A 26,370-nucleotide genomic window follows, 5' to 3' on the forward strand; every position below is an offset into this window, starting at 1 on the left:
ACCGACGACGACCCCGAGCATTATCGGGCGAGCTATGCGGCGACAGCGTCGAGGGCGTATTGCGGGGCAGGACCAAATGGCTGATAGTGACGGAACTGGAAGGTGTACCGCAGCGATGATCTCGGCGGGCTAACGAGTCCTTTACATACTCTTCGGGCGATCAGCCCAGCCGACGTCGGCGCAGTTCTTCAGTCGCATGGTGGTCCATGCACTGCGTGGTCCTATTTAGGAGGATTTCGTCATCGACGAGCAAGCGGAAGAAGATTCGGCCATCGCGTGGTGGCATAACTTTCAGAATCGTGTTATCGCCGCCGACGGCGACTACCTCGATGCGCACCATCCGTGGTGCCTTGGTTGCGGCACAGACAATCCGCACGGTCATCGCCTGCGAGCGCGTCGGCGTGGCGACGGGGTGGGCGCCAGGCATATCTTCGACGGCCGACATCGCGGCGCACCCGGGATCGCACACGGCGGCGCAGTCATGACGGTTCTTGACGACACGGTGGGCATGCTGCTCTACGTCGTCGGTGAGATGGCCGTCACCCGTAAGCTCGACACCGAGTTCTTCGCGCCGGTATTGCTGGGGGTTCCCTACGAGGTCAGCGCGGAGCTCGTGTCCAGAACCGGCCGGAAACTCGAAGTGCGGACAGAATTGCGCGAGGAAGCCACCGGCCAGCTGGTCGCGTCCGCGTCCGGGTTATTCGTCGTCGTCACGCTGGATCACTTCACTAGCTCCATACAGAAGGCGTCGTCAATACGCTGCACTGCGCGACCACCCTGGGAAGGATGACTCAACCCGTAAATCTGCTCATTTTTCAACCGGCGCAGGCTGCTCAGGATTGAACCGGGGCCGACAGGGGGTTTGCTAAGCAAACGCGTACTCGACCACATCGTGGTGTACCAGCCTTCGGTAGCGTGACGCCGCAGCGTGTCGGCGAAAATACCGCCGGTCTCATCTGTTGTGGCCCGCCGGGGAGTTGATATCGACCTGGATGTGCGAAGCGGCCGGGTCAGGTTTCTGGCCGAGGGTATACAGGCCAAGACTGCCGAGAAAACCCGCACAATGCTCGATAAGCACTTCGGTCGATAGGTTTAGTTGTCCGTCTATCCAGCGACGGAGAATCTCGAACAGGCCCCCGACACCGTAGGTAGCGGCGAGATCTGCGACCTGAATCACCTCGCTGGGTATATCGAGATGCAGGCGGGCCTCTCTGAGGACGAGCTCCGCAAATTCGGACATCAGTTCGCTTCGCAGCTGCCGAAGCAGGGGTTCAGCGCCCGATTCGACAAACAATATGCGGGCCATGCTGGGATCGTTCTCGATCATCTGAACCAGGGCCTTTATCGGAGCGTAAGCGAGTTCTTGAGGAGCAACGGTGTCATCCGGTATCGCCTTGGTGATCACGGCTTGGAAGGTGGTGGAGATCTTGGTGAACATCGCACGCAGGAGCGCGTCTCTGTCGCGAAACTGCTGGTAGAAGTACCGGCTCGTCACTCCTGACTCCGTACACACAGCGGTCACGGTGCACGCGGCGGCTCCCTGCTTGCCCATGAGCGCGACCGCGGCGTCAATCAGCAGTGCGCGGCGCTGCGCATCGCGTTGAGTTGCGGACAGCCCGCCATAAACACGTGCTGGACTCATGCCCTACATTCTGGCAGTCTCATGTGACAAGGCCTAAAGTCAGATCACGCAACGGAGGAAGGACCCCGTCAAGATGCCGGAAGATCGAGCCTCGACCAAGAGCCGTGTATTGCCAAAACCCCGGCGCGTTCGTTTCCCCATGCCCACCTCCACGAAGCGGCGACACTTCGTGGATGGCGACCTGGTGATGAGCCATTTCATCTCGGTGCTTTCTGCGACCTTCCCGGAAGGGGAAGACTTCTTCATCCGCTCGGTCAAGTATTTCCAGAGTTCCATCGACGATCCCCAATTGCTGACAGCGGTCAAGGGTTTCATCGGGCAAGAGGCCACACACCGACACCAGCATCGGCTCCTCAACGAACGGCTCCAGGCCATGGGTTATCCGACCGCGCGGATCGACCGCCACGTCGCACGCCTGATCAAGCGATTGGAGCGGCGCTTTTCGCCAGAAATGCGGCTGTCGATGACCTCTGCATTGGAGCACTACACCGCGACGCTCGCTGAAATCATTCTCACCAGCGATGACGCGCAGAAGCTCATCGGACAGACAGAGGTTCGACCGATTCTGCTGTGGCATGCGTTCGAGGAGTCGGAGCACAAAGCCGTCGCCTTCGACGCCTATCGGCTGATTGGAGGCACCGAGCGCACCCGCGTACGGGGCATGCGGATCGCCTCTGCAATTCTGTTCGGCGAACTCATTCTGCAGACTGCGCTGTCGATGGCCTCTGACAAGGCCTCGTATAACCCGGTCACGTTGGTGCGTAGCCTACGTCGCTTCAGTCGCACCCCGATGTTCACCGCCGATGCGCTGCAGCGATTCCGTTCGTACAACCGCCCCGGCTTCCACCCTGATGATTGGGACAGCACCGCGGTCCTGGAGCGATGGAGCAAGGAACTGTTCGACCAAGACGGCTCACAGAAGGTCATCGCTCAGCCGGGGTAGCAAAAGTGCGTGAGGAGGGCGACGCAGAAAGACACTGTTTCTGCGTCGTTCCTCCAAACAATCGACAGCGCGCCTGTCGTCACGGATTGGATGCCCGGTGGCGGGTCAAGGCGACAGTCATACAGACAAGTGCAGTCGGCCTCGAAACTCACGGAAAGGTTAAGCCTCAGCCGCTGACGACGTAGCGTTGAGCCAAGGTTTCAGCCAGTCGGCTCGTGTGCGCGACCACTTCCTTTTCGGTCACCGCGAGCAAACCGGAGTGCCAGGCCGTGATGACTTCGACGAACCCCCCCACCGCAACCAAAGTGTCCATACGAAGGGCCGTCTCGTCGGCGTCTTCTCTGAGATGTGGCCGGCTTGCCTCGACGACCAACTGCGTTGCCTCCTGCAGCGCCACAGCGCGGCGATCTTGCAGCGGTGAGCTACCTACATGCTGAGCGAGGAGGATGTGCGCCCGGCCAGGATCGCGTGCGATCCGGTCGACCACGATGGCGATCGCCGCGGTGATGGTTTCGATCGGCGGCCGATCCACACGCTCGTCGAAGAGCGCGGAAACCTCGCCGAGCATGTCATTGCGAACGCCATCCCACGCTGCGACGAGAAGATCCTCGCGCGTCTTGAAGTCCTCGTAGAAGTATCGATCGTTGAGCCCTGTCCGGGCGCACACGCCGCGCATAGTCACTGCGGCCCAACCGCTCTCACTCCAAATCTCGGTCGCAGCCTCGATCAATTGCTGCCGTCGCTCTGCTCGACGCTCAGCACCGGTCCGACCACCCCAGCGCGTGTTTCTCGACCGCACATCAAACATCTTGACAAAACGTCGGGCTCACGACCAAACTGGTGGCATGCGACACCAATGGTGGCTGATGCCCCCAAATCAATGGTCTCCCGCACCGGAAATCAGTGTCGCGATCCGAAAGGCAAGCAGATGAGGTTCTTGCCGTTCGGTAGTTCACCAGGTAGAACCCACCGCGCCCACGCAGTAGTCACAGGCGCAGGGAGCGGTATCGGCCGCGCGTTCGCCGTTGAGCTTGCACGCCGAGGTGGACGTGTTGTGTGTGCGGACAAAGACCCCATCACTGCGAAAGAGTCGGCCGAGTTGGTGAGGCAGGCCGGCGGCGAGGGTTTCGACGTCGTATGCGACGTCACCGACCTTGAGCAGGTCCGTAACCTCGCTGATGCCAGTGAAGACTGGTTTGGCAAGGCGGCGAGCCTGGTGATCAACAACGCCGGAATCGGTGCGGGCGGCAATCGCATCGGCGCTACGTCGGTCGAGGACTGGAACGCTGCGATTTCTGTCAACCTTTGGGGTGTTATCTACGGGTGCGAGACTTTCGTTCCCCGGCTCCGGAGCAACGGCCGTGGCGGAGTGATCAATGTGGCGTCCGCCGCGAGTTTCGGCTCGGCGCCCCGAATGGGGGCATACAACGTGAGTAAGGCCGGAGTGCTCGCTCTGTCCGAGACCTTGGCGGCCGAACTGAGCGGTACTAACGTCAATGTCACAGTGCTTTGCCCCACCTTCGTCAAGACGAACATCGCCAAAAATCCTCAGATTGAGGAGTCGGCGGCGAAACTCGCGACCAACCTGATGAGGTGGACCGGCATTTCGCCGGATCAAGTGGCTCGAACGACCTTGAACGCGCACGATCGCGGACAAATCTATGTAGTGCCCCAACTGGACGCGAAAATTTTGTGGCAACTGAAAAGAGCTTTACCCGGTCAGTTTACGCGGGCGTTGGGGCTGGTGGAGCGCGTGGCCTCATGGAACGATCCAGCCGAACAGAGGGAGCAGTGAAATGGCGTTCGCATATAGCGACATGCTCGAGACGATCAAGAACAAGCAATGGGCTCTCGCCGATATCGATTGGGGCGCCCCTGGTGCGGAGTTGATCACCGACGAACAGCGTCCCAAACTCAAGCAATTCATGTCCGACGTGGTGTGGATTGAGCATGTCGGAGCGCGCGCCTTTGCTGCGATGGCCCCGAAGGCGCCCTTCGAAGCGCTCGGAGACATTTACCGTTACTTTCACGCCGAGGAGCAGCGTCACGCCAACGCCGAACTTGCTCTGATGCGTCGCTGGGGCATGATCGAGGAAGGCGAAAAGCCTGTACCGAATAAGAACATCCGTCTCGTGATCGAGTGGCTAGATCGGTACGCTGAGGCTCTTCCTCTGACTGTCATCGGCGCCGCGATTCCCGCACTGGAGACCGCGCTGGACGGGGCCCTGCTGAAATTTCTCCTTGATGAGGTCGACGACCCAATTTGCGGGGAAGTATTCAATAAGGTCAACAGCGACGAATCGCGGCACCTTGCAGTAGGTTTTCAAGTCCTGAATGACCTCGGCGCCAGTCCCATGCGAATCCATGCAATCCAAACGGTCGGCGCTGTGATGGACCCCCGTATTCTCACTGGCGCGTTGCTGTATATACCGCTTCTCACGCGCATGTTGATGAATCTCAACGCGATGGGGCTATCCGAAGAGAAGCTGTACAACGCGGTGACGCGATATGGCAATGTCGGGGACCGCAGTGAGCACACGCGGAGGGTGCCTGGATATCACATCTTGAAGGCCCACATGTCCTCCTCGATCAAGCGGTCCCAACCCCTTCACTTCGTTTCCCAGCGCTTAGGCAATGCGATCGACATCTTCCCCGTGCAAGTACTCGGGCGACCGCCTTCATGGACGGATGAACTGACCTATGAACCGGTCGCTAAATGACGGACACGGTAACGACTTTGATCGTCGGCGCCGGCTTCGCGGGTATCGGTACGGCGATGAGAATGCTTCAAGCGGGCGTTAACGACTTTGTCATCTTGGAGCGATCACATCGCGTCGGGGGCACCTGGCGTGACAACACTTACCCCGGCGCCGCCTGCGACATTCCGTCATTGCTGTACTCCTACTCGTTCGAGCCGAACCCAGGCTGGACTCGCGCATACTCGGGGAGCGCAGAGATCCTCGCCTATATCGACGCGATTGTCGCGAAATACGATCTTGGGAGGTTCATTCATTTCGGTGCGGACGTGAGTGCACTGGAATTCGACGAGGATGCCGGAGAGTGGGTTGTCGACACGACCGGCGGCAGGCGGTATCGGGGCCGTTCAGTCGTGATGGCTAGCGGACCACTTGCTGACGCCAGTTTCCCGGATATTCGTGGCATCGAGTCGTACGAGGGGAAAAAGATTCACAGTGCTCGGTGGGACCACTCCTATGACATGAGCGGTAAGAGGGTGGCGGTTATCGGGACCGGGGCGAGCGCTGTGCAGATCGTTCCCGAATTGGTCCAGTTGGCGGCGTCGGTCAAGGTGTTTCAGAGGACGCCCGGCTGGGTCCTACCGAGGGTGAATTTCCGGCATCCGGCCTGGGCGCGTTCGACTTTCAAGCGCATGCCGGCAACCGAACAGGCCCTACGAGGTGCGTGGTTTTGGGCGCATGAGGTCATGGCCGTGGGCATGGTTTGGGATACCGCTGCCACATCTGTCATCCAAGCGGCCGCGAAGGCGAATCTGCGTCGGCAGGTGAAGGATACCTGGTTGAGACGTCAGCTAACACCGCAGTTCAGACCTGGGTGCAAACGCATGCTTATGACTAACGACTATTACCCTGCTCTCCAGGCCGATAACTGCAAACTCGTCAGCTGGCCGATCGCCACACTGGCTCCGAACGGAATTCGAACCGCCGACGGCATCGAGCATGAGGTGGACTGCATAGTATTCGCGACAGGCTTCGATGTGTGTAAACGCGGTACGCCATTTCCGATCCTGGGGCGCGACGGGCGAAAACTCGAAGACGCGTGGTCTGAGGGGAGATTTGCCTACAAGAGCGTGAGTGTGGCCGGGTATCCGAATTTGTTCTTCACTTTCGGGCCTAATTCCGGTCCTGGCCACAACTCCGCTCTTCTATATATGGAGGCGGCAATCGATTACATCGTAAAAGCGATCGAGCTCTTGCGCGACCAAGGTAACGGAGTCCATACCCTGGATGTGAAAGAGAATAGCCAAAACGCGTACCACTCCAATATTCAGCGGCGGTTACGACGCACGACATGGAACTCGGGTTGCAGCAGCTGGTATTTAACAGAGGATGGCTATAACGGCACGATGTATCCGGGCTTTGCGACTCAGTTCACCAGGGAACTGTCCCGTCTGGATATGCGGGATTACGATATCACTCGGCGTGACGATGCTGACCTGAAGTTGACACAAACACGCTGAACTGCAGCAGCGGATAGGGTAAACATCAAAGCGCACGTGAGGAAGTAATGGGTTCTGAGTCTGGGCAGCACTACGAAATTGTAATAGTCGGAGCCGGGTTTTCTGGGATTGGTACAGCGATCAGCCTGTTGAAGGCCGGATTTGCGGACTTTCTTATAGTCGATGACGCCGATGGCGTCGGCGGTACATGGCACTGGAATACGTATCCGGGAATAGCGGTCGATATTCCGTCCTATAGTTACCAGTTCTCTTATGAGATGCGAACATCCTGGTCACGTACTTACGCTCACGGGGATGAGTTGAAGGCTTATGCAGAGCGGTGTGTAGAAAAATACGGACTCCAAAATTACATCCGGTTCAACACGACTGTGGACGAAGCCTGTTTCGACGAAGGCGCCGCACTATGGCGGCTGAGCTGCTCCTCTGGTCAGAATCTGACCGCGCGTTTTGTGATAAATTGCTCTGGCGTTCTCAGTCGGCCGAAGTGGCCTGATATTCCAGGAGTGCGCGACTTCGCCGGCGTGACGCTGCATACGGCCAGATGGGACCATACGAAAGATCTCACCGGTAAGCGGGTGGCGGTGATCGGGACTGGGGCATCTGCGGTGCAGCTGATTCCCGAAGTCGCGAAGATCGCATCAAGTCTGACGGTCTTCCAGCGAACGCCGATTTACTGCTTGCCGAAGCCGGATTTCTCCATACCGAGCTGGGCCGCGACAGTGATGCGGTTGGTGCCAGGGGCACAACTGATGACGCGCACTGCGAGTCAGGCGTTCGTCGAGTTCACATTTCCCATCGCAGCTCATTTTCACTCGTTGATCCCTGTGTCGGACCTCATGGAAGAGGCGGCGAAACGCTATATGCGTCGGGCGGTCGACGATCCGGTGACTCGAGACCAACTCATTCCTCGCTATTCGTTGGGTTGTAAGCGACCGAGTTTCCACAATTCCTATCTCGCAACGTACAACCGTCGCAATGTTTCGCTCGAGACCAGCGGCATCACCCATGTCGACCATGCCTCGGTTCACACTGAAGATGGCAAGAGTTATCCGATCGATGTCATGGTCTTGGCCACCGGGTTCAAAGTGATGGAGTCGGGCAATATGCCGACTTATGTGCTGAAGGGACGCGGTGGAGTGGAGCAGTCTGCCTGGTGGGATGAGCACCGCCTCCAAGCCTTCGAGGGTGTGAGCGTCCCAGGGTTCCCGAATCACTTCAATATCTTCGGTCCCTATGGTTACAACGGCTCCTCGTACTTCACACTCATCGAGGCGCAAAGTCGGCATATCGTCCGCTGTCTTCGTCGTGCGCGCACGCTGAAGGCTGATTACGTAGAGGTCAGACAGCAGGCGAACGATCGCTACTTCGGTGACATGGTTAGCCGCCGACATCGACAGGTTTTCTGGCAGCCGAGCTGTTCCAATGCCAACAGTTACTATTTCGACAAACACGGCGATGTTCCGTTGCGTCCGTCAACTACCCTGGAGACTTACTGGCGTAGCCGCACCTTCCGGCTCTCCGATTACCGATTTGAACGTCGCGCAGAATCCGTTGGCGCACGGTGACCAACACTGATGCGGCGGACCGGCGCCCCAGTCTTGCAAGTCATTTCGTGGCAATGACTTCGCGAAACACACTGCGTCCGCTGTCGCAACTCATCCCGTCGAGCGCCCACGGCCTCGCGGTGATGGATCGCGTACTCCGGATGGCGCTTGTGGGATCGCGGCCCCGCCGAAGCGTGGCGGTTCGCACAATAGATACCGAGTTCGCCGGGAATCAGATACGCGGGGATTGGATCACTTCTCCTGCAGTCGATCCACACGCGGTTCCGTTGCTCTACATTCATGGCGGCGCCTACTCCATGTGCTCACCGGCTACCCACCGCGGCCTGCTCGGTGAACTTGCCTCCGCGAGCGGTCGGCCCATCTTTGCGGTGAGGTATCGGCTAGCTCCACGCTATCCCTTTCCCGCTGCCGCCGACGATGCACTGAACGCATACCGCTGGCTCGTCACAGGGCAGCCTTCGGCTTCCGGCGAACGCGGTGTTGCGGTGGCCGGGGACTCGGCGGGCGGCCAGCTCACGATGGCCACCGCCCTTGGCGCACGTAGTGACGGACTGCCGCTGCCGGATTCGATGCTTCTCATGTCTCCGGTCCTGGATCTGACATGTGAACTCGCGAGGGCACGCGAACTTCGCCGCCGTGATCCTTTCGCCTCTGCTCGGTCCGCGGCCCGCGCTCTTGACCTGTACGTGGCTGGTGCAGATCACCGCAATGAGCGAATCAGCGTGCTCGACGCAGACCTCAGGTCCATGCCACCGATCCTGATTCAGGTAGGCGGAAGAGAAATGTTGATCGATGACTCGAGGCATCTTGCCGACCGCCTCCGATCGGCCGGATCAAGCGTTGAGATACAGGTGTACCGGGGACAGATCCACGTGTTCCAAGCCATGTTCCGAATCCTGCCCGAGGCTCGTGAGGCGATCCACCGCGCTGGAAACTTCCTGAAAGCTTCGGCCCACCGGTGAAAGTGTTGGGACCGTGGATGCTCCACTGCCACCGCGCCATCAACTGCTTCTTAGCTGTCTCATGACAGGCGGCTTTGCGAGGGATCCTCGAGGACACGATCCGTCGATAGTGATCATCGGGGCCGGCGTCGCGGGTATCGCCATGGCCCATCAGCTGAAGAGGGACGGATTCACCAACTTCACCATGGTGGAAAAGGCTGCAGACATCGGCGGCGTCTGGCGCGACAACACCTATCCAGGAGCGGCTTGCGACGTGCCGTCAGCGTTGTACTCACTCTCGGACAAGCCCAACACTCGTTGGTCGAGACGTTATGCAGAACAGCCCGAGATACTCCAATATCTTCGCCGACTCGTCCTGGCCGACGGAATGGACCTGCATTTGCGCACGCGGACCGAAGTCGTCGAGATGACCTTCGATGAACAGGCCGGCCGTTGGCGTTTGGTGACCGGATCCAGCGAGACGATCTGGTGCGATGTCGTGATTTCGGCCGTGGGGCAGCTCTCGCGACCTCATACGCCGAATATTGCCGGCGAAGACACCTTCGAGGGGCCGCGTTTTCATTCGGCGCGTTGGGACCATTCGGTATCGCTGCGCGGCAAGGAAGTAGCCGTCATCGGGACAGGCGCAAGCGCGATACAGTTTGTGCCACGGATCGCACACGAGGCACAGCGCGTAACGCTGTATCAGCGCACGGCGCCTTGGATTTTGCCGAAGTGGGACAGCAGGTACGGACGTCTTCACCAACAGCTGATTAAGGTTCTGCCGCTGTGGCTGCGTCTTGAGCGTTTCGCGGTATGGCTGATTTTTGAAGTGCTCGCAGTGACGTTGGTCGACGCGAAGCCCTTGTCACGCATTCTCGGCGCGGTCGCCCGCTACCACCTCCATCGGCAGGTTGCCGATCCAATGCTGCGCCGGCAACTCACGCCATCAGATGCGCCGGGGTGCAAGCGGGTGTTGTTCTCGAATGATTACTACCCCGCGATTGCCAACGGTGAAGTCTCGTTGGTGACCAACGCGGTTGCGAAGCTTTGCGACAAGGGAGTCGTGACCGACGATGGCGTACTCCATCGCGCGGATGTCGTCATTTACGGAACAGGTTTCCGCGCTACCGACTTCCTCGCCCCGATGCGTGTTCGCGGCTGGGGCGGAGTGACTCTGGACGAGGTGTGGGGGACGCAGGCGCACGCATACCTGGGCATTACAGTCCCGATGTTCCCGAATCTCTTTCTCCTCTATGGCCCGAACACGAATGTCGGTTCCGGGTCGATCATTTACATGATCGAGTCTCAGGTCCGCTATGTCGGTGCCCTCATCAAGATTTTGGCGAGTGACCCAGGGCGTACGGTCGACGTCAGGCCAGACATCGAGCAAAGCTACAACACACGATTGAGCCGGCGGCTGCGAAGGTCGGTGTGGGCGCTTTGCGCGAGCTGGTACACGACCTCGAGTGGCGCGATCCCGACGAACTGGCCTGGGCCTACATTTGCCTACCGGATCCTCACCCGCAAACCACGCAGTCACGATTATCTATTCAGGCACGTTGAACGCCTTCAGTTAGACGGCCCGAGTGAGAACCGCGCGAGGCTGCGCAGATGATCCGGGTCGCAGGCGGTGTCTAACATTTCACTGTTAACTGTTCGAATATTGACATTCAGCACATCTATGTAAACTATTACCAGATACCCGTGCAGCAGAGCGCCCAGGAGGCATCGTGGCTAATCAGCTTCTCGCAATCACGCGTCACCCCAAGGAGCGGTTGACGTCTGTCCTGTTGGCGCCCGCCCCCCGCGTCGTCGATGACAAATGGCGACAGTGGAGTCGGGACTGGAGAGTCCGGGAACTTGCGCCGGCCCCCGCCGGATCTGGGCTGAGAGCCGTCCTAGGGGACGCTGGACTCCCGTTGCTGGGGCACACTGTCGACTACATCCGATTTGGTTCAGAATTCAGTCGGGAGCGTTACGAACGTTTGGGCTCGGTGTCGTGGATGGGCGCATTCGGTACCAAAATGGTGGTCATCGCCGGTCCAGACGCAACGCGTGAGGCGTTCACAAGCGAAGCCAAGGCCTTTTCTCAAGATGGCTGGTCCTTCCTGATCGATGCTTTCTTCCATCGCGGGTTGATGCTCATGAGCTTCGACGAACATTTGATGCACCGGCGCATCATGCAGGAGGCGTTCACGCGTCCTCGCCTGACCGGATATGTCGGGCAGGTGGCCCCGTGCGTTCGCGCAGCCGTGCCCGCGTGGCCGACCGGTCCGTCGGTCCGGATCTACCCGTTGTTGAAGAATCTCACCCTCGATATTGCCACGGATGTCTTCATGGGTGGCCGCGGCAAGGACGAGAGCGCTGCTGTCAACGAGGCGTTCGTGTCCACTGTTCGCGCGGCGAGTTCCTTTGTGCGAGTTCCACTCCCGGGCACCAGGTTCCGCGCCGGCGTGCATGGGCGGCGCGTGTTGGAGGACTACTTCTCCCGACACCTGCCGGCCGCGCGTGCAGGCGAGACCGACGATCTATTCGCCGCCCTCTGCCAGGCGACCACAGAAGACGGTGAACGGTTCTCCGACGAGGATGTGATCAACCACATGATCTTTCTCATGATGGCCGCCCATGACACCTCCACGATCACCACCACTGCTGTCACCTACTTCCTCGCTAAACATCCTGAGTGGCAGGAGAAGGCAGCGGCGGAGGCGCGGTCCTTCGGTCACGATTCGCCAGATATCGACGAACTGGAGCGGATGACGGTCCTCGATCTGATCCTCAAAGAAGCTCTGCGTCTGCTGGCGCCCGTTCCGCTGGTGATGCGCAAGACCGTCCGCGATGTCGCCATCGACGGCTATCACATCCCCCGTGAAACCTTGTGCGCAATCACACCCGCCGTAAATCACTTCGACCGCAGAATATGGAGCGACCCGGACCGTTTCGATCCGTCGCGCTTCGATGAGCCCCGGCGCGAGGACCAACAGCACCGATTCGCCTGGGTGCCGTTCGGCGGGGGGGCGCACAAATGCATTGGGATGCAGTTCGGCACACTCGAGGTGAAGGCAATCCTGCACCAGATGTTGCGTACCTACACTTGGACGGTCCCAAACGACTATCACGTGCGTTGGGACAACACCTCGCTGCCCATTCCCGTGGACGGACTGCCTGTGACGTTGCGGCACCGATGAGCGGTGAGAACTCGCCTTACCTGGAGCCCACGGAGTTCCTCGATTGGCAACATGAATCGGTACGCGACTTCGTTGCATCGGCGACCCGCGGCGCGGTCGACGACACCACGAAGGCCATAGCCATCTTCACTGCGGTCCGCGACTCGATTTGGTATGACCCCTACACCGTGACCGATGACCCGCATGCGTATCGCGCCAGCACCATCGCAACTGCAGACCGCGCTTACTGCGTCCCGAAGGCGGTGCTCTTGACGGCGGCCTGCCGAGCAGCAGGCATCCCAGCGCGGCTGGGGTTCGCCGATGTCCGAAACCACCTTCAGACCGAGACATTGCGTGAGCGGATGGGCGGTACCGACGTCTTCGTCTACCACGGATACAGCCTCATGCATCTCTGCGGTGTCTGGGTCAAGGCAACTCCGGCGTTCAATCGCGAGCTATGCGCACGGTTCGGCGTCCCGCCAATTGATTTCGACGGGCGCACAGACGCCCTGCTGCACGGGTTCGCCGGTGACGGCACACAACACATGGAATATCTGAGGGATCGAGGCGCCTTCGACGATCTACCGCTGGCAGAGATCCTGCAAGCGCTCAGAACCCACTACGGGACGCTCATAGGCGATGCGAGTCGCCATCCAGACCTGTTCGCCTGAAGGGCCGATGCGTAATGCACAGCACGATGCAAGACGTCCAGCTCACAATCTCGGCAATTGTCCGCCATGCCGCCTCCATTCACGGAAACAGCGAGGTGATCACCCCCGACGGAATTGGATACCGAAGTATGTCCTACCGTAGCGTCCTGGGGCGAGCGGGCCGACTTGCCAATGCGTTGCGCGGGCTCGGAATAACGGCAGATCAACGGGTGGCCACTTTTCAGTGGAGTAACCAAGAACATCTCGAGGCCTACTGCGCGGTTCCCTCCATGGGCGCGGTGCTGCACACCCTCAACATTCGTTTGGCTCCAGAGCAACTCGCGTACATCGCCAACCATGCCAGCGATCAGATCATCCTGGTGGATGCGTCGGTTGCGCCATTGTTGGCTAGTGCGCTACCAGCGATGGAGTCGGTGCATACGGTCATCGCCACCGGGGGCGGCGACCTCGCTCCGCTGCAGCGATGCGGGAAGACGGTGTTGCGTTACGAGGAGATCCTGGCGCAGCAACCGGAGACTTTCGATTGGCCCGAGATCGATGAGCGTTCCGCCGCGGCCATGTGCTACACCAGCGGGACTACTGGAAATCCCAAAGGTGTTGTCTACAGCCACCGTTCGACCTACCTACATGCACTGACCGCCTGCACGTCGAACGCCCTGGCAGTGAGCGAGGCCGACCGTATCCTGGCCATTGTCCCGATGTTTCACGCCAATGCGTGGGGACTGATCTACGCGGCGTTGATGTCTGGTGCGGACTTGGTATTACCCGATCGCCATCTGCAAGCCGCGCCGCTGGTGTCGATCATCGAAGAGACTCAGCCGACTATCGCCGGTGCAGTGCCGACGATCTGGAACGATGTCGATCGATACCTGGAATCGAATCCCGCCCGGGACATCTCCTCACTTCGGCTGGTTGCCTGCGGGGGATCGGCAGTCCCCGTCTCGCTGATGCGGGCATTCGAAGACAAGTACAACGTGCCTATCGTGCAGGCATGGGGCATGACCGAAACCTCGCCGCTGGCTACCGTCGCACGCGCAGCGCACGGAGTAGGCGAGACCCGTGCGTGGGAGATGCGCGAAAGCCAGGGTCGGCCGATGTGCGGTGTCGAGATCCGGTTGCGTGACGACCACAAGAAGACAGTGCCGTGGGACGGTCGATCAGCGGGTGAAATACAGGCGCGAGGCCCGTGGATCACCGGCGCCTACTTCGGCGACGATGATCCGGACAAGTTCGACGGAGGGTGGCTGCGCACCGGCGACGTCGGCCGGATCGACCCGGACGGGTATCTCACGCTGACCGATCGTGCGAAGGACGTCATCAAGTCAGGTGGAGAATGGATCTCCTCAGTCGAGCTGGAAAACACGCTGATTGGTCACCCGGCGATCTACGAGGCTGCGGTGGTGGCAGTTCCCGACGACAAATGGCAGGAAAGACCGCTCGCCCTGGTCGTGGTTCACCGTGGAGCCGAGGTCGACATCGACCGACTGCGCGCGTTTCTGTTGGACAAGGTCGCCAAGTGGTGGATCCCGGAGCGGTGGAGCTTCGTGTCTGAGATTCCCCGAACAAGCGTCGGGAAATACGACAAGAAGGCCATACGCGCGCGTCACTCCGCCGGCGAGTATCAGATCGAAACGTCCTAAGAAATCAAACCCATTGATATTGAACAGCCGAGAGGGAATCCTGTGACAGCATCAATTTCTCCCTGGATGAGCGCCGAATTGCTCGAGCTTCGTGACCTTGCCGCGAAGTTCTTCTCGACCGAATTGGCCCCACATGCGCAACGTTTCGCAGACCAGCACCAAGTTGACCGAGAATTGTGGCACAAAGCCGGCGAACTAGGCCTGCTCTGCATGTCCATACCCGAAGAATACGGCGGGGGAGGCGGCACATTCGCGCACGAAGCCGTCGTACTCGAAGAGCAAGCCCGAGTCGGGGACAGCTCATGGGGCGCAGGGCTGCACAGCGGAATCGTCGCGCACTACATCCTCCAGTATGCGGCCGAAGAACTACGGAGGCAGTGGCTGCCCAAGATGGCCTCAGGCGAAATGATCGGTGCTATCGCCATGACGGAGCCAGGGACCGGTTCTGATCTGCAGAGTGTCAAGACCAAAGCAATTCTTGACGGTGACGAGTACGTGATCACCGGCGCAAAGACCTTCATCACCAACGGTCAGCAAGCCGACCTGATCATCGTCGTCGCCAAGACAGATCCAAGTCAGGGCGCCGCCGGCATCTCGCTGATCGTCGCCGAAGCCGATCGACCCGGATTCCGGCGCGGCAAGGTCCTCGACAAAATCGGCCAACGCGGACAAGACACCTCCGAGTTGTTCTTCGACGACGTAAGAGTGCCCCGCTCGCACCTCCTGGGCGAGACCGAGGGTCAGGGTTTCATTCAGCTGATGACGCAGCTACCTCAAGAGCGGCTCATCGTCGCGGTTGGGGCGGTCGCGGCGATGGAACTTGCCGTGGAGCAGACACTCAAATACACCCGTGAGCGGGAAGCGTTCGGACGGCCCGTCTTCGGCTTCCAGAAGACGAAATTCATCTTGGCCGAAGCTGCAACCGAAACGCGCATCGCACGAGTATTTTTGGACTACTGCATCGACCTACACCTCGCGGGCCAACTCGACGTCCAGACCGTCGCCATGGCGAAATGGTGGACCACTGAGCGAGCGATGAAGGTGCTCGATGACTGTTTGCAGCTCCACGGCGGATATGGGTACATGACCGAGTACCCCATCTCGAGATTGTGGGTGGACCAGCGCGTGCAGAAAATCTACGCCGGCACAAATGAGGTGATGAAGGAAATCATCTCGCGTTCCCTATGACCCTGAACGATTAGCCACCTGCACATTACTCACCTGGGAGGATTGATGGCATCTACAGAGGTGCCATATCGCCACGAAATGGGTGGACATTGCGGATCGGGTGCCCTTCGGGAGTTGATACCAGATGCTCCTATCTTCAGGCAATGAGTTCTTCAGGCAATGAGTTCGTTGGTTCTTCTGCTGGGTTGGCGGAGGGCGTGGTAGATCTCGCGGGCGATGTACGCTTGATGCAGCGCATGATCTCGTTCTTGGTTTTGCCTTCGGCCAGGCGGTGAACGAAGTAGTCGCGGGTGGGCTGGTGACGGCGCATGCGCACCACCAGGATGACGTGCAGGGCACGGTTGGCGTCGCGATTGCCTCCCCAATTGAGCCGGTGGCGGATCGTTTTGCCGCTGGAGGCTTCCAGTGGGCTGACCCCGCAGAGTTTGGCGAAAGCGGCGTCGCTGCCGATCCGAGCGGGGTTGTCGCCGAGGGCGGTCAGCAGCGTGGCAGCGGTGTCGGGCCCGACGCTGTAGCTCGGGTGCGGCGGTGGCGGTGATGGTGTCGACGTGGCGTTCGAGTCGGGCGGCTGCGGTGTCGAGCTGGTGGCAACGTGCCGCCATCGACTTGATAGCAGTAAAGAAAGTTCTCACATCGCAGGCCAGCGGCGGTCAGGCGGGCGTTGGTCGCGCCTGCTGCCCGCGGCGTCTCGATGCGGCGAGGAGCGAGGACAGTCCTGGCTTGTCGTGGTGCCAGGATGCCGTGGCCGTTGAGATGTACAGCGCTCGTCGTCGTGTGCAAGCTTGTGTGGCGGCGGACGGAGGGCGAAGCGTAGCGAGCGGCGCGGACGGGAGCGCCAGCGGACGGGAGCAGAGGGAGTGTAGCGAAGCCCGCAGGTAGCCGCCGGTTCCTCGCGGGCTATGGCGGCCCGGGCTCCGCTGAGCATCAGTTGCGGGTCTGCGCCATGGCGATGGGACTCGTAGGATGGCGGTTGTGAGCGGGATGCTGGCGCAGCGTGCACGGCGAGAGGCCGAGACGCGACTGGTGGGGCAGCTGCGGCGGTTGGCGCATGTGCGGGGTGTCGCGACGACTGCCGAGCGGCTGAGTCGGCGGTTCGATGCCCAGACAGCGGACTCTTTGGTGGCAGCGGCGTGGCTGCACGATATCGGCTACGCACCGTCGTTGCGCCGGACCGGGTTTCATCCGCTCGATGGCGCAGAGTTTGCCCGGGCGGCGGGTTTTCGGGAGCTGGTCGCCTCCCTGGTGGCGTTCCATACTGGGGCGCACGCGGAAGCTGCCGAGCGCGGCTTGTCAGGTTTAGCGGCGTTCAGCGATCCGCCCAGCGATGTTCTGGATGTGTTGACCTTTTGCGATCTGACGACCGGGCCGGACGGGGCGCCGGTATCACCGCGAGATCGATTGATCGAGGTGTTGGGCCGCTATGGACCCGAGGACCCGGTGCACCGCGCGGTCGACGCGGGGCGCGACGAACTGTTGGCGGCGGTCCGACGGGTACGCGATTGGCTGTAAACCCAGCCGGTTAGCCGAGGTAGGGGCTGTCGCGGTGTTGCAGGTAGTGCTCGATGCGCAGTCGCATCGACGGGTGCATGTCCAGATTGGGGATGTCGTCGGGATCGGTCCAGGCGATGTCGGTGCTTTCGTGATCGATGGCCAGGGTACCGCCGAGAACCTTGGTGGTGAAGGACAGAGAGAACTGTTGGCGGACTTCGCCATCGGTGAACGCGACGACATGCTGCGGGTTGGTGTAGACACCGACAAGGCCGGTGACTTCAATGTCGAGCCCGGTTTCCTCTTTGACTTCCCGGACGGCGGTGTCGGCAATCGTTTCGCCGATGTCGTGTCCGCCGCCGGGTAGCGCCCACAGGGTGTTGTCGCGGCGTTTGATCAGCAGGATACGACCCTGTTCGTCGGTGACGATGGCCGAGGCTGACGGAACGACGCTGTTGGGCAGCGGGGCGTTGGGGTCGTTGTAGTAGTCGGTTCGCATAGGGTTCAGCCTTTCGCGCTGAGCGGTCTGGCGCGATCCCAGACCTGGGTGAAAGCGTCTTCGAGGGTGGCCCAGAGCCGTGGTTCGTGGTGGCGCGACAGCACAAGCACGGGGTTGTTGCGCCCGGGTGAGCCGTAGATGTGGAAGTTGACGATCATGGCGTCGTCGACCCGGAAGATCGACGTGTAGAGCGTGGTGTCGTGGGTGCGGATATCCAGCCCCGGGGTATCGGCATGCGGGGCGAGCAACTCCACGGACGTGCGGCAGCGGGCGATGACGGCCTCGCCGATGCCTTCCTCCTTGCCGCGCAGGATCGTGGTGGCAGTGTCAGGATCCCCGACGAGAAACCGCACCGCCACACCGCGGGCGGCGGCGTCGAGCAGAATGTCGAGGAAGCCGTCGAGGGTGTCAAACAGGAACGTGGCCGCCAGGACGAGGATGTCGATGCCGGTGGTGGCGTCGCCGAAATGCTGCTGCCACGTCGTGATCGGCAGCTGGGTGCGGCTGGCATACAGCGTCGCGGTGAACGGACCACCCAGCGACGTCGTCGCCAGCGCGCTCGCGGTAGGGGCAGGATACTGGTTGGGCCACAGGTTGTGCGGTGTGCAGCCAAGCAGCTTAGCGGCGCGGCGGGCGTTGTCCTCGCGGACGTTGTAGTCGATGTTGGCCAGCCAGCGGCGCACCGTCTTGATATCCACGCCCACCGCAGTGGCGAACCTCTGTGGGGAGAGTCCCTTGGCGTGCAGCCGTTGGGTGAGGCGATCGTTGGGGATCGTGGCGGCCTCGGCGTCGCCGTCCTGATCGCCCGTCGTCTCAGCGCACATCTTTCCGTGTCATCCCTGTCCATCCTCAGCGCGTGGTTCCTAGTTTGCCATGCGACTGCCGCCGCCCCGCGGCGGTGATGCCCGTCCGATGCCCACGGGCATGTCCCTGTCGTGTCCGAAATGTCTGCGGCAGTGTCGGCAATGCCTGCCAACGTCCCTCGCTACGTCCGCGATGTCCACGTGAACTGAGCCCAGCGCCGCAACGGGCGCAAACAGATCACGAAAGGAACAGCGGGACAATGCGTTTAAGAATCGACACATCAGGCACACGGTTCATCGTCACCCGAGCGGCCGAGCCGCGGCTGAACTTCGAGACCGGCAGCCCAAAAGTGGACACCGCCACCGGCGTGCCACTGTATGCCGCGCAGCTGTTGGCGTTGGATGACACCGGTGGTGAAGTGCTCAACGTCACCGTCGCCGGGGATCCGAAAGTGACAGTCACCCAACCTGTTTCAGTCGCGGGTCTGGTTGCTATCCCTTGGGCTCAAGGTGATCGCAGCGGCGTGGCGTTCCGTGCCGACGCCATCACCCCCACCAACCCCGCGGCTGCGCCGAGCGATCAAGCGTCCCGCGCGCAGAAATAACCCCATTTGCTGGGGCGCGGCGCTCGTGGGTGTCGCGCCCCAGCACGTGAGCTGCTATCGACCATTCACTCACCAGAGGGACGCCTGTCATGGCATCAAACTACAAAAACAGCAAGAACTCTCAATCCAACGACGACGACTGGATCACCGACCTCATCCTCTCACTGTTCAAAGCGGCCGGGTATCTGCTGTGGTGGGCGGTCCTGTTCCCGGCCATCAGCATCCCGATCATCGCCAGCGTGGCGATGGCCATTACCCATGGCTCACGCGCGGGTCTGATCATCGGTATTGCTTTCGCTGCCGCGTATGCGGGCTGGGCGTGGCTGGACCCGCGATCGTTTCACGGATGGGTCACCGAGCCGGTGCGGCGGCGCTGGTTGACCTGGTCGCGCTACACCCGCACCTGGCAATCGGTGTGCACCCTGCACGGCCTGACCGCCACACTTGGCGAACGCACCTTGGTGCCGACCTTGCAGTCGGTGCGCATCGGCAAGACGACCGACGTCCTGGCGCTGCGAGTGGTCACCGGCCACTCCCTGGCTGATTGGCACAAGCAATCGGAGGCGCTAGCCGCCGCCTGGCGTGCCGACCGGATCGCCATCCGCGCGACCGCGCCCGGAGAGCTACGCATCACCCTGATGCGCGGCGACGTGCTGGCCGACCCGATTGCCCTGCCCATGCCCACGACGGCGACTGCGGTGGATGTGGGGTCGGTGCGGGTCGGGATCACCGAAACCCGCCACTGGTGGCACCTACCTCTGCTTGGCCACCACCTGCTCGTGGCTGGCGCGACCGGCGCGGGGAAAGGTTCAGTGTTGTGGTCACTGATCGCTGGCCTCGCCCCCGCCGTGAAAACCGGACAAGTGCGGCTCTGCGTCATCGACCCGAAAGGCGGCATGGAACTGGGCGCCGGAGCACCCATGTTCACGGTGTTCACCCACGACGCCACTGGCACCACCCTGTACCTGCTGCGGCAACTAGTGGAGGTGATGCACGCCCGCGCCAATCGGTTACGGGGCAAGACGCGCATGCACACCCCGACTCCGACTGAGCCGTTATTCGTGGTGGTGATCGATGAGATCGCCGCGCTGACTGCGTATGTGACCGACCGCAAGGTGCGCAGCGAAATTGAACAGCTGTTGGGCCTGCTGCTCTCCCAAGGCCGGGCCGTCGGCATTTCGGTGGTGGCAGCGGTGCAAGATCCGGCCAAAGACACCCTGCCGGTGCGGCAGCTGTTTACCGTGCGAATCGGGTTGCGGTTGACCGAAGCCACCCAAACCACCATGGTTTTGGGCCAGGGCGCCCGCGACGCGGGGGCCGACTGCGATCACATCCCCGACACCACTCCCGGTGTGGGCTACATGATGATCGATGGCACGGCCCAACCGGTGCGGGTACGGGCATTTCACGTCGCCGACCACGACATCGCCACTCTGGCAGCACGATTCCGGCCACCTCGTGCCGCGACCCGAACCAACCAGTCCAACAGCGGGCGCACCGACACCGCCCGGGGTCAACGGTGACTACTGCAACGACAGCCCCCACGCTGGTGTTGCCCGGGGTTCCCGGCTCGATCGACACCAATGCGGTGGTGGATCAGATGGTGCGCCGCGCGTCCTCGACGGGGTTCGAATCGTGGTGGCGGCGCGCGGAATCTGTTGGCTTCTGCGCCCACCCCATCCAACTCAGAGGTACCGACGAGATAGGCCGCGATCGGGTGGTGTGGACACGGTGCAACAACCGCCGCGCTCAGGTATGCCCATCGTGCTCAGACCTGTACGCCCGCGACACGTGGCAGCTCGTGCACGCTGGCACCGCCGGCGGCCACCACAACATCCCCGCAGCAGTGGCCGATCGTCCGCAGGTGTTCGTCACCCTCACCGCACCTAGCTACGGGCCTGTTCACGCCGCCGCGCGTGCAGGCGACAAGAAGCAGCGTGTGTGTCGCGACCACCACCACACTGGCGGCTACCGCCGTTGCCCGCATGGAAAACCACTGTGGTGCAGCACAACCCACGGCGAAGGTGATATCTATGCGGGACAGCCGATCTGCGCGGACTGCTACGACTACACCGGGCATGTCCTGTTCACATGGCACCTGCCCGAACTGTGGCGACGCTTCACCATCACCCTGCGACGCACACTGCGCCGAGAGCTACGCGCTTCGGGCGCCGACCCGGATGCGGTGCAGGTCAGCTTCATCAAAGTCGTCGAACTGCAAGCCCGGCTCATCCCGCACATTCATGCCCTGATCCGCCTCGACCCGCCCGACAGCGATGACTCTGGCGGTCATGACTGGCATGCGCCCCTTGCGGCAACCGAACTGGCCACCATCATCCAACAGGCCGTTCGAACCGTGGCCGTGACGGTCACCGACTCATCCTCAAATACAGCGACACGGGTGATCAGGTTCGGCACACAAGTCGACACCCAACCCATCGACAACCGGCACGCCGGCACGGACGGCTCTGCTGTGCAGGAGGATTCACCACACGGCGGGGTTCTTCCAGGCCGCCGCGTAGCTCGCTACCTCGCGAAATACGTCACCAAATCCTTAGCTGACGTCGGGATCAGCGCGCGACGCATCTCCACCGAGGCCATCGCTGACCTCGATGTCTGCGACCACGTTCGGGCGATCCTGACCGCCATCAGCCAACTCGCCGATAAGGGACTGGCCGGTGTCGGTCGGTGGCTGCACACCCTGGGCTACCGGGGCCACATCACCAGCAAATCCCGCCGCTATTCCACCACGATGACCGCGCTGCGCGAACGTCGCGCGGCCTGGACCCGTGAACAACGTTTAAAAAGCACTGCGCACCAACATGATCTCGGCCTCGACTCCACCGATGGCGATGATCTGGTGGCATGGGAATTCGATCGTGCCGGCCCCACCAGCCTCGGCGACCGGACCCTCATCTACTCCGCGGCCGTCCAACACATCCACACCCGCCGCATCGGACTGATCGAAGTCCGTGGCCAAGCCCGCAATCAACAATGGGATCCGCCAGGGGGAAGCGATGGCTGACAGGTCCCGAGCAGCACGTGCTCGCTCCGGGTGTGACGCTCGTCCCGATGCGCCGACGGTGTCAGAGGGGGGTGTTGAAATTGTTGTGCCCAACCAATATCGACTTCCGTCCGAGGCCAACCGCGCGCTGGTACACGTGATAATGGCTGTGCGGGACCGGATGCTTGGATCAGGGAGGGGAGTGGCGTGAGCCTGAGGTTCGCCTTCTATGGCCGAGTGAGCACGGAGGACGCTCAAGACCCGGAGGCGAGCCGCAGCTGGCAGAAGCGGCGTGCCATGGACCTGATCACTCCGCACGGCGGATTCATCGCCGCCGACTACTTCGATGTGGGACAGAGCCGTTCACTGCCGTGGAAGCGCAGGCCAGAGGCGTCACGTCTGCTTGCTGATGTCGCTTGTCGGGACCGTAGCTTTGATGCCGTAGTGATTGGGGAACCCGCCCGTGCGTTCTACGGGCCGCAGTTCGCGCTCACCTTCCCTGTCCTCACGCACTACGGAGTTGGCCTGTGGGTACCCGAGGTCGGCGGAGCGGTCGATCCCGGCTCCGAGGCACACGACCTGGTGATGACTCTGTTCGGCGGCATGAGCAAGGGAGAGCGCGCTCGAATCCAAATGCGCGTCCGTACGGCGATGTCAGCACTCGCGCAGGACACCGCCAGATATCTCGGTGGTCGACCACCCTACGGTTACCGGCTCGTCGATGCCGGCCCGCATCCAAACCCTGCCAAGGCCAATCTTGGGCAGCGGCTTCACCGCCTCGAACCCGACCCCGCGACATCTTCGGTCGTCGAGCGGATCTACCGCATGTACGCCGACGGAGCGGGCCTGCGCTATATCGCGCAACTGCTCACCGACGATGGTGTACCGTCACCGAGCCAGTACGACCCGGCACGGAATCGGCATCGTGACCCACGAGGATGGTCCCATTCGGCGATCCGCGCGATACTCGACAACCCGGCGTACCGCGGTATCCGTGTTTGGGGCAAGCAGGAGAAATACGAGGTTCTGGTCAACCCCGATGATGTCGCTGCGGGGTATGAGACTCGTATGCGGTGGCGTGATGAGGCCGACTGGATCGCACCAGAACGCCGCACGCATGAAGCGCTGATCCGTGACGAACTAGCGCAGGCTGTCCGTCTTCGGATGCAGGCGCGGCGGGGTCCCGGTCTTGTTTGCAGCAGAGAGTCAACAGTGCCATATGCACTGCGTGGGCTGCTGTTCTGTGCCGCATGTGGACGGCGGATGCAGGGCGCTGCCCGCGTCGGGAAGCGAACAACACGCATCCTCTACCGTTGTGAGCTCGGTAAGTCGCGTTCGGTACCCGCGGACCTGAGTGATCACCCGCGCACCGTCTACCTCCGTGAAGATGAGGTGACTGCGCGACTTGACGAATGGATCGCCACCCTGGCCGATCCGGCCGACTTGGCACGCGGGCAAGACGCGGACCCGGTAGCAGGGGCTGGCTACGCGGCCTTGCAGCGCCAGCTCAGCGAGGCGAATGCGAAGGTTGCTGCTCTGGTTACCGCCGTGGAGTCTGGTGTGGCCGTTGAGGATTTGACTGTTGCATTGCGCCGCCGCACCGCCGAGCGCGACGAGCTGAAGGTCCGTCTTGAGCAAGCGGAGCGACCTCGCGTCATGACTGCCGCACAAATCAGCGAGTTGGTTGAGGAATTGGGCGGGCTGTCAGCAGTGCTTGGTGAGGCAACCGGGGCGGAACGCGCTCAGGTATACGCAAGCCTGGGCCTGCGCCTCGACTACGACCCGCATCTTCAGCGAGTCACGGCGACTGCCGACTTAAGTCGTGTCGCCGGACGTGTCCGAGGGGGGACTTGAACCCCCACGCCCGTTAATAGGGCACTAGCACCTCAAGCTAGCGCGTCTGCCATTCCGCCACTCGGACCAACCCGGCTCGGCCGGGCAGCTAAGGCTAACGGATGCTGATCGCCGGACCCAAACCCAGCCCGTGCGGCGCCATGCGATGGGCCGCAAAAGCCACTCGGAAGGGACTGGGAGGCAAGTGGTAGTAAAGAAACTGTGACCGCTTTCCCCGATCCCGCCGACGACGCAGTGGGCGAGGTGGTCGAACTCGTCAGCACCCTCATCCGTTTCGACACCTCCAACACCGGCGAACCCGACACCACCAAGGGCGAGGCCGAGTGCGCCCGCTGGGTGGCCGCCCAGCTCGAGGAAGCCGGCTACGAGACCGAATACGTCGAGTCCGGCGCGCCCGGGCGCGGCAACGTCTTCACCCGGCTTCGGGGCAGTGATCCGTCCCGCGGGGCGCTGCTGATCCACGGTCACCTCGACGTGGTGCCCGCTGAGGCCAACGACTGGAGCGTGCACCCGTTCTCCGGTGCGATCGAGGACGGCTACGTCTGGGGCCGCGGTGCGGTCGATATGAAGGACATGGTCGGGATGATGATCGCGGTGGCCAGGAGCCTGGCCCGGGCCGGCATCACCCCGCCGCGTGATCTGGTGTTCGCGTTCGTGGCCGACGAGGAGGCCGGCGGCAAGTACGGCGCGCACTGGCTCGTCGAGAACCGGCCGGATCTGTTCGCCGGTGTCACCGAGGCGATCGGGGAGGTCGGCGGATTCTCACTGACGGTGCCGCGGCGCGACGGTGGCGAGCGCCGGCTCTACCTGATCGAGACCGCGGAGAAGGGGCTGTGCTGGATGCGGCTGCGGGCCCACGGCCGGGCCGGGCACGGGTCGATGATCAACGACGACAACGCCGTCACTACGCTGGCCGAGGTCGTGGCACGACTGGGCCGGCACCGCTTCCCGCTGGTGCTCACCGAGGCCGTGGCGCAGTTCCTGGCCGCGGTCAGCGAGGAGACCGGGCTCACCATCGATGTCGACTCCCCGGACCTGGAGGGGATGATCGAGAAGCTGGGGCCCATGGCTCGCATCCTCAACGCCACCCTGCGCGACACCGCAACCCCGACCATGCTGCAGGCCGGTTACAAGGCCAACGTGATCCCGGCGACGGCCGAGGCCGTGCTGGACTGCCGGGTGCTGCCCGGGCGCCAGGCCGCGTTCGAGGCCGAGATCGACGAGCTGATCGGCCCGGACGTGACCCGGGAATGGGTCACCAACCTGCCGCCGGTCGAGACCACCTTCGACGGCGACCTGGTCGAGGCGATGAACGCCGCGCTGCTGGCCTGTGACCCGGACGCCCGGACCGTTCCCTACATGCTGTCCGGCGGGACGGATGCAAAAGCGTTCTCCGAGTTGGGTATTCGATGCTTCGGGTTCGCTCCGCTGCGCCTGCCGCCGGACCTCGACTTCTCCGCGCTGTTCCACGGCGTCGATGAGCGGGTCCCGGTCGACGCGCTGACGTTCGGTACCCGCGTGCTGCACCACTTCCTGACACACTGTTGACCACAACGAGAGGACCAGGCATGACCACAGCTCCCGATCCCTACGCCGCGCTGCCCAAGCTGCCGACGTTCACGCTGACGTCGTCGTCGCTGACCGACGGCCAGCCGCTGGCCAACGCCCAGGTGAGCGGAATCATGGGTGCCGGGGGCCAGGACGCCAGCCCGCAGCTGAGCTGGTCGGGCTTCCCGGAGGAGACCCGCAGCTTCGCGGTCACCGTCTATGACCCGGATGCGCCCACCGCGTCGGGGTTCTGGCACTGGGCGGTGGCCGATCTGCCGGCCACCTGCACCGAACTGCCGGAGGGTGTCGGTGACGGCAGCCTGCTGCCCGGCGATGCGCTGACGCTGGTCAACGACGCCGGGATGCGCCGCTACGTCGGCGCCGCGCCGCCGGCTGGGCACGGCCCGCACCGGTACTACGTCGCGGTACACGCCGTCGACGTCGAGAAACTGGACCTGGCCGAGGATGCCAGCCCGGCCTACCTCGGCTTCAACCTGTTCATGCACGGGATCGCCCGCGCGGTGATCATCGGCACCTACGAGCAGCAGTAAGGTCCCCCGCCGAGCAGACACAAAATCGCATGATCCCGTGTC

The 26,370-nt window shown here is 62.1% G+C and carries 25 protein-coding genes and 1 tRNA gene; 19 read left to right on the plus strand and 7 right to left on the minus strand.

The genetic code is table 11. The features are described 5' to 3' along the window. Positions 1–160: 160 nt before the first annotated feature. A complete protein-coding gene (locus AWC16_RS25720) occupies positions 161–445 on the minus strand; it encodes a hypothetical protein (protein ID WP_012394823.1) in 285 nt (94 codons plus the stop codon). On the opposite strand from AWC16_RS25720, the gene AWC16_RS25520 reads away from it, so the two are divergent. Beyond that, positions 413–790 (plus strand): PaaI family thioesterase, encoded by a 378-nt coding sequence (locus tag AWC16_RS25520; protein ID WP_016889187.1) that lies wholly within the window; start codon positions 413–415, stop codon positions 788–790. The two genes, AWC16_RS25720 and AWC16_RS25520, sit on opposite strands and share 33 nt — an antisense overlap. A 162-nt stretch (positions 791–952) precedes the next feature. Here the strand turns inward: AWC16_RS25520 and AWC16_RS07145 are convergent, their stop codons facing one another. After that, entirely contained in the window at positions 953–1,642 is a 690-nt protein-coding gene (locus tag AWC16_RS07145) for a TetR/AcrR family transcriptional regulator (protein WP_012394821.1), read from the minus strand. Between the two features lie 73 nt (positions 1,643–1,715). On the opposite strand from AWC16_RS07145, the gene AWC16_RS07150 reads away from it, so the two are divergent. Continuing rightward, positions 1,716–2,585, plus strand: coding sequence for a metal-dependent hydrolase (locus tag AWC16_RS07150; protein ID WP_012394820.1), 870 nt, complete (start codon positions 1,716–1,718; stop codon positions 2,583–2,585). Between the two features lie 166 nt (positions 2,586–2,751). On the opposite strand, the gene AWC16_RS07155 is transcribed toward AWC16_RS07150, so the two are convergent. Beyond that, positions 2,752–3,384, minus strand: a complete 633-nt coding sequence (locus AWC16_RS07155) for a TetR/AcrR family transcriptional regulator (RefSeq protein WP_074319847.1) — start codon at positions 3,382–3,384, stop codon at positions 2,752–2,754. A 129-nt stretch (positions 3,385–3,513) separates the two neighbouring features. Here AWC16_RS07155 and AWC16_RS07160 point away from each other — a divergent pair, with 129 nt between their 5' ends. The 10 genes from AWC16_RS07160 to AWC16_RS07205 all read left to right on the plus strand — a co-directional run bounded on the left by AWC16_RS07160 (position 3,514) and on the right by AWC16_RS07205 (position 15,976). Next, on the plus strand, positions 3,514–4,380 hold the full coding sequence (locus tag AWC16_RS07160) for an SDR family NAD(P)-dependent oxidoreductase (RefSeq protein WP_012394818.1): 867 nt from the start codon (positions 3,514–3,516) through the stop codon (positions 4,378–4,380). 1 nt (position 4,381) lies between these two features. Beyond that, complete coding sequence (locus tag AWC16_RS07165; protein WP_012394817.1) at positions 4,382–5,305, plus strand: hypothetical protein; 924 nt, start codon at positions 4,382–4,384, stop codon at positions 5,303–5,305. Then, on the plus strand, positions 5,302–6,801 hold the full coding sequence (locus tag AWC16_RS07170) for a flavin-containing monooxygenase (RefSeq protein ID WP_012394816.1): 1,500 nt from the start codon (positions 5,302–5,304) through the stop codon (positions 6,799–6,801). The genes AWC16_RS07165 and AWC16_RS07170 overlap by 4 nt, the downstream gene beginning before the upstream one ends. 47 nt (positions 6,802–6,848) lie before the next feature. Next, positions 6,849–8,366 carry a flavin-containing monooxygenase gene (locus AWC16_RS07175; protein WP_012394815.1) on the plus strand — a complete coding sequence of 506 codons (1,518 nt, stop codon included), beginning with the start codon at positions 6,849–6,851 and terminating at the stop codon, positions 8,364–8,366. Next, entirely contained in the window at positions 8,363–9,328 is a 966-nt protein-coding gene (locus tag AWC16_RS07180; protein ID WP_012394814.1) for an alpha/beta hydrolase, read from the plus strand. The genes AWC16_RS07175 and AWC16_RS07180 overlap by 4 nt, the downstream gene beginning before the upstream one ends. Positions 9,329–9,389: 61 nt before the next feature. Next, complete coding sequence (locus AWC16_RS07185) at positions 9,390–10,925, plus strand: flavin-containing monooxygenase (RefSeq protein WP_012394813.1); 1,536 nt, start codon at positions 9,390–9,392, stop codon at positions 10,923–10,925. Between the two features lie 115 nt (positions 10,926–11,040). Then, positions 11,041–12,498: a cytochrome P450 gene (locus AWC16_RS07190; RefSeq protein WP_012394812.1), complete on the plus strand. Its 1,458-nt coding sequence runs from the start codon at positions 11,041–11,043 to the stop codon at positions 12,496–12,498. After that, positions 12,495–13,148: a transglutaminase-like domain-containing protein gene (locus tag AWC16_RS07195; RefSeq protein ID WP_012394811.1), complete on the plus strand. Its 654-nt coding sequence runs from the start codon at positions 12,495–12,497 to the stop codon at positions 13,146–13,148. Before AWC16_RS07190 ends, AWC16_RS07195 begins: the two co-directional genes overlap by 4 nt. 14 nt (positions 13,149–13,162) lie before the next feature. Beyond that, positions 13,163–14,788: a fatty acid--CoA ligase gene (locus AWC16_RS07200; protein ID WP_016889183.1), complete on the plus strand. Its 1,626-nt coding sequence runs from the start codon at positions 13,163–13,165 to the stop codon at positions 14,786–14,788. 66 nt (positions 14,789–14,854) lie between these two features. Beyond that, positions 14,855–15,976: an acyl-CoA dehydrogenase family protein gene (locus AWC16_RS07205; RefSeq protein WP_207572272.1), complete on the plus strand. Its 1,122-nt coding sequence runs from the start codon at positions 14,855–14,857 to the stop codon at positions 15,974–15,976. A gap of 136 nt (positions 15,977–16,112) precedes the next feature. Here the strand turns inward: AWC16_RS07205 and AWC16_RS25000 are convergent, their stop codons facing one another. Further along, the gene (locus tag AWC16_RS25000) at positions 16,113–16,592 is read right to left on the minus strand and encodes a transposase (RefSeq protein ID WP_078321963.1); all 480 of its coding nucleotides are present in this window, start codon (positions 16,590–16,592) and stop codon (positions 16,113–16,115) included. Positions 16,593–16,948: 356 nt separating this feature from the next. Here AWC16_RS25000 and AWC16_RS07215 point away from each other — a divergent pair, with 356 nt between their 5' ends. Continuing rightward, on the plus strand, positions 16,949–17,485 hold the full coding sequence (locus tag AWC16_RS07215) for an HD domain-containing protein (RefSeq protein WP_012394808.1): 537 nt from the start codon (positions 16,949–16,951) through the stop codon (positions 17,483–17,485). 10 nt (positions 17,486–17,495) lie between these two features. On the opposite strand, the gene AWC16_RS07220 is transcribed toward AWC16_RS07215, so the two are convergent. Together AWC16_RS07220 and AWC16_RS07225 are read right to left on the minus strand one after the other, a co-directional pair. Beyond that, positions 17,496–17,963 carry an NUDIX hydrolase gene (locus AWC16_RS07220; protein ID WP_012394807.1) on the minus strand — a complete coding sequence of 156 codons (468 nt, stop codon included), beginning with the start codon at positions 17,961–17,963 and terminating at the stop codon, positions 17,496–17,498. A 5-nt stretch (positions 17,964–17,968) separates the two neighbouring features. Continuing rightward, complete coding sequence (locus tag AWC16_RS07225) at positions 17,969–18,787, minus strand: hypothetical protein (RefSeq protein ID WP_012394806.1); 819 nt, start codon at positions 18,785–18,787, stop codon at positions 17,969–17,971. A 239-nt stretch (positions 18,788–19,026) separates the two neighbouring features. Here AWC16_RS07225 and AWC16_RS07230 point away from each other — a divergent pair, with 239 nt between their 5' ends. The 4 genes from AWC16_RS07230 (at position 19,027) to AWC16_RS07245 (ending at position 24,229) form a co-directional block, all read left to right on the plus strand. After that, complete coding sequence (locus AWC16_RS07230) at positions 19,027–19,371, plus strand: SCO3933 family regulatory protein (protein ID WP_011893911.1); 345 nt, start codon at positions 19,027–19,029, stop codon at positions 19,369–19,371. A gap of 89 nt (positions 19,372–19,460) precedes the next feature. Continuing rightward, positions 19,461–20,894, plus strand: coding sequence for an FtsK/SpoIIIE domain-containing protein (locus tag AWC16_RS07235; protein WP_012394805.1), 1,434 nt, complete (start codon positions 19,461–19,463; stop codon positions 20,892–20,894). After that, positions 20,891–22,396 (plus strand): replication initiator, encoded by a 1,506-nt coding sequence (locus AWC16_RS07240; protein ID WP_012394804.1) that lies wholly within the window; start codon positions 20,891–20,893, stop codon positions 22,394–22,396. The genes AWC16_RS07235 and AWC16_RS07240 overlap by 4 nt, the downstream gene beginning before the upstream one ends. A gap of 186 nt (positions 22,397–22,582) precedes the next feature. Continuing rightward, on the plus strand, positions 22,583–24,229 hold the full coding sequence (locus AWC16_RS07245) for a recombinase family protein (protein WP_082698416.1): 1,647 nt from the start codon (positions 22,583–22,585) through the stop codon (positions 24,227–24,229). Here AWC16_RS07245 and AWC16_RS07250 read toward each other — a convergent pair. Beyond that, positions 24,211–24,296: transfer RNA gene (locus AWC16_RS07250), tRNA-Leu, on the minus strand. The genes AWC16_RS07245 and AWC16_RS07250 overlap by 19 nt on opposite strands. 134 nt (positions 24,297–24,430) lie before the next feature. On the opposite strand from AWC16_RS07250, the gene AWC16_RS07255 reads away from it, so the two are divergent. Together AWC16_RS07255 and AWC16_RS07260 are read left to right on the plus strand one after the other, a co-directional pair. Then, on the plus strand, positions 24,431–25,777 hold the full coding sequence (locus tag AWC16_RS07255; RefSeq protein WP_085264064.1) for a M20/M25/M40 family metallo-hydrolase: 1,347 nt from the start codon (positions 24,431–24,433) through the stop codon (positions 25,775–25,777). A 20-nt stretch (positions 25,778–25,797) separates the two neighbouring features. Beyond that, on the plus strand, positions 25,798–26,328 hold the full coding sequence (locus AWC16_RS07260) for a YbhB/YbcL family Raf kinase inhibitor-like protein (protein ID WP_085264065.1): 531 nt from the start codon (positions 25,798–25,800) through the stop codon (positions 26,326–26,328). The last annotated feature ends 42 nt before the right edge of the window (positions 26,329–26,370 follow it).

Source organism: Mycolicibacter longobardus (assembly GCF_002102265.1).
Taxonomy (GTDB): Bacteria; Actinomycetota; Actinomycetes; order Mycobacteriales; family Mycobacteriaceae; genus Mycobacterium; species Mycobacterium longobardum.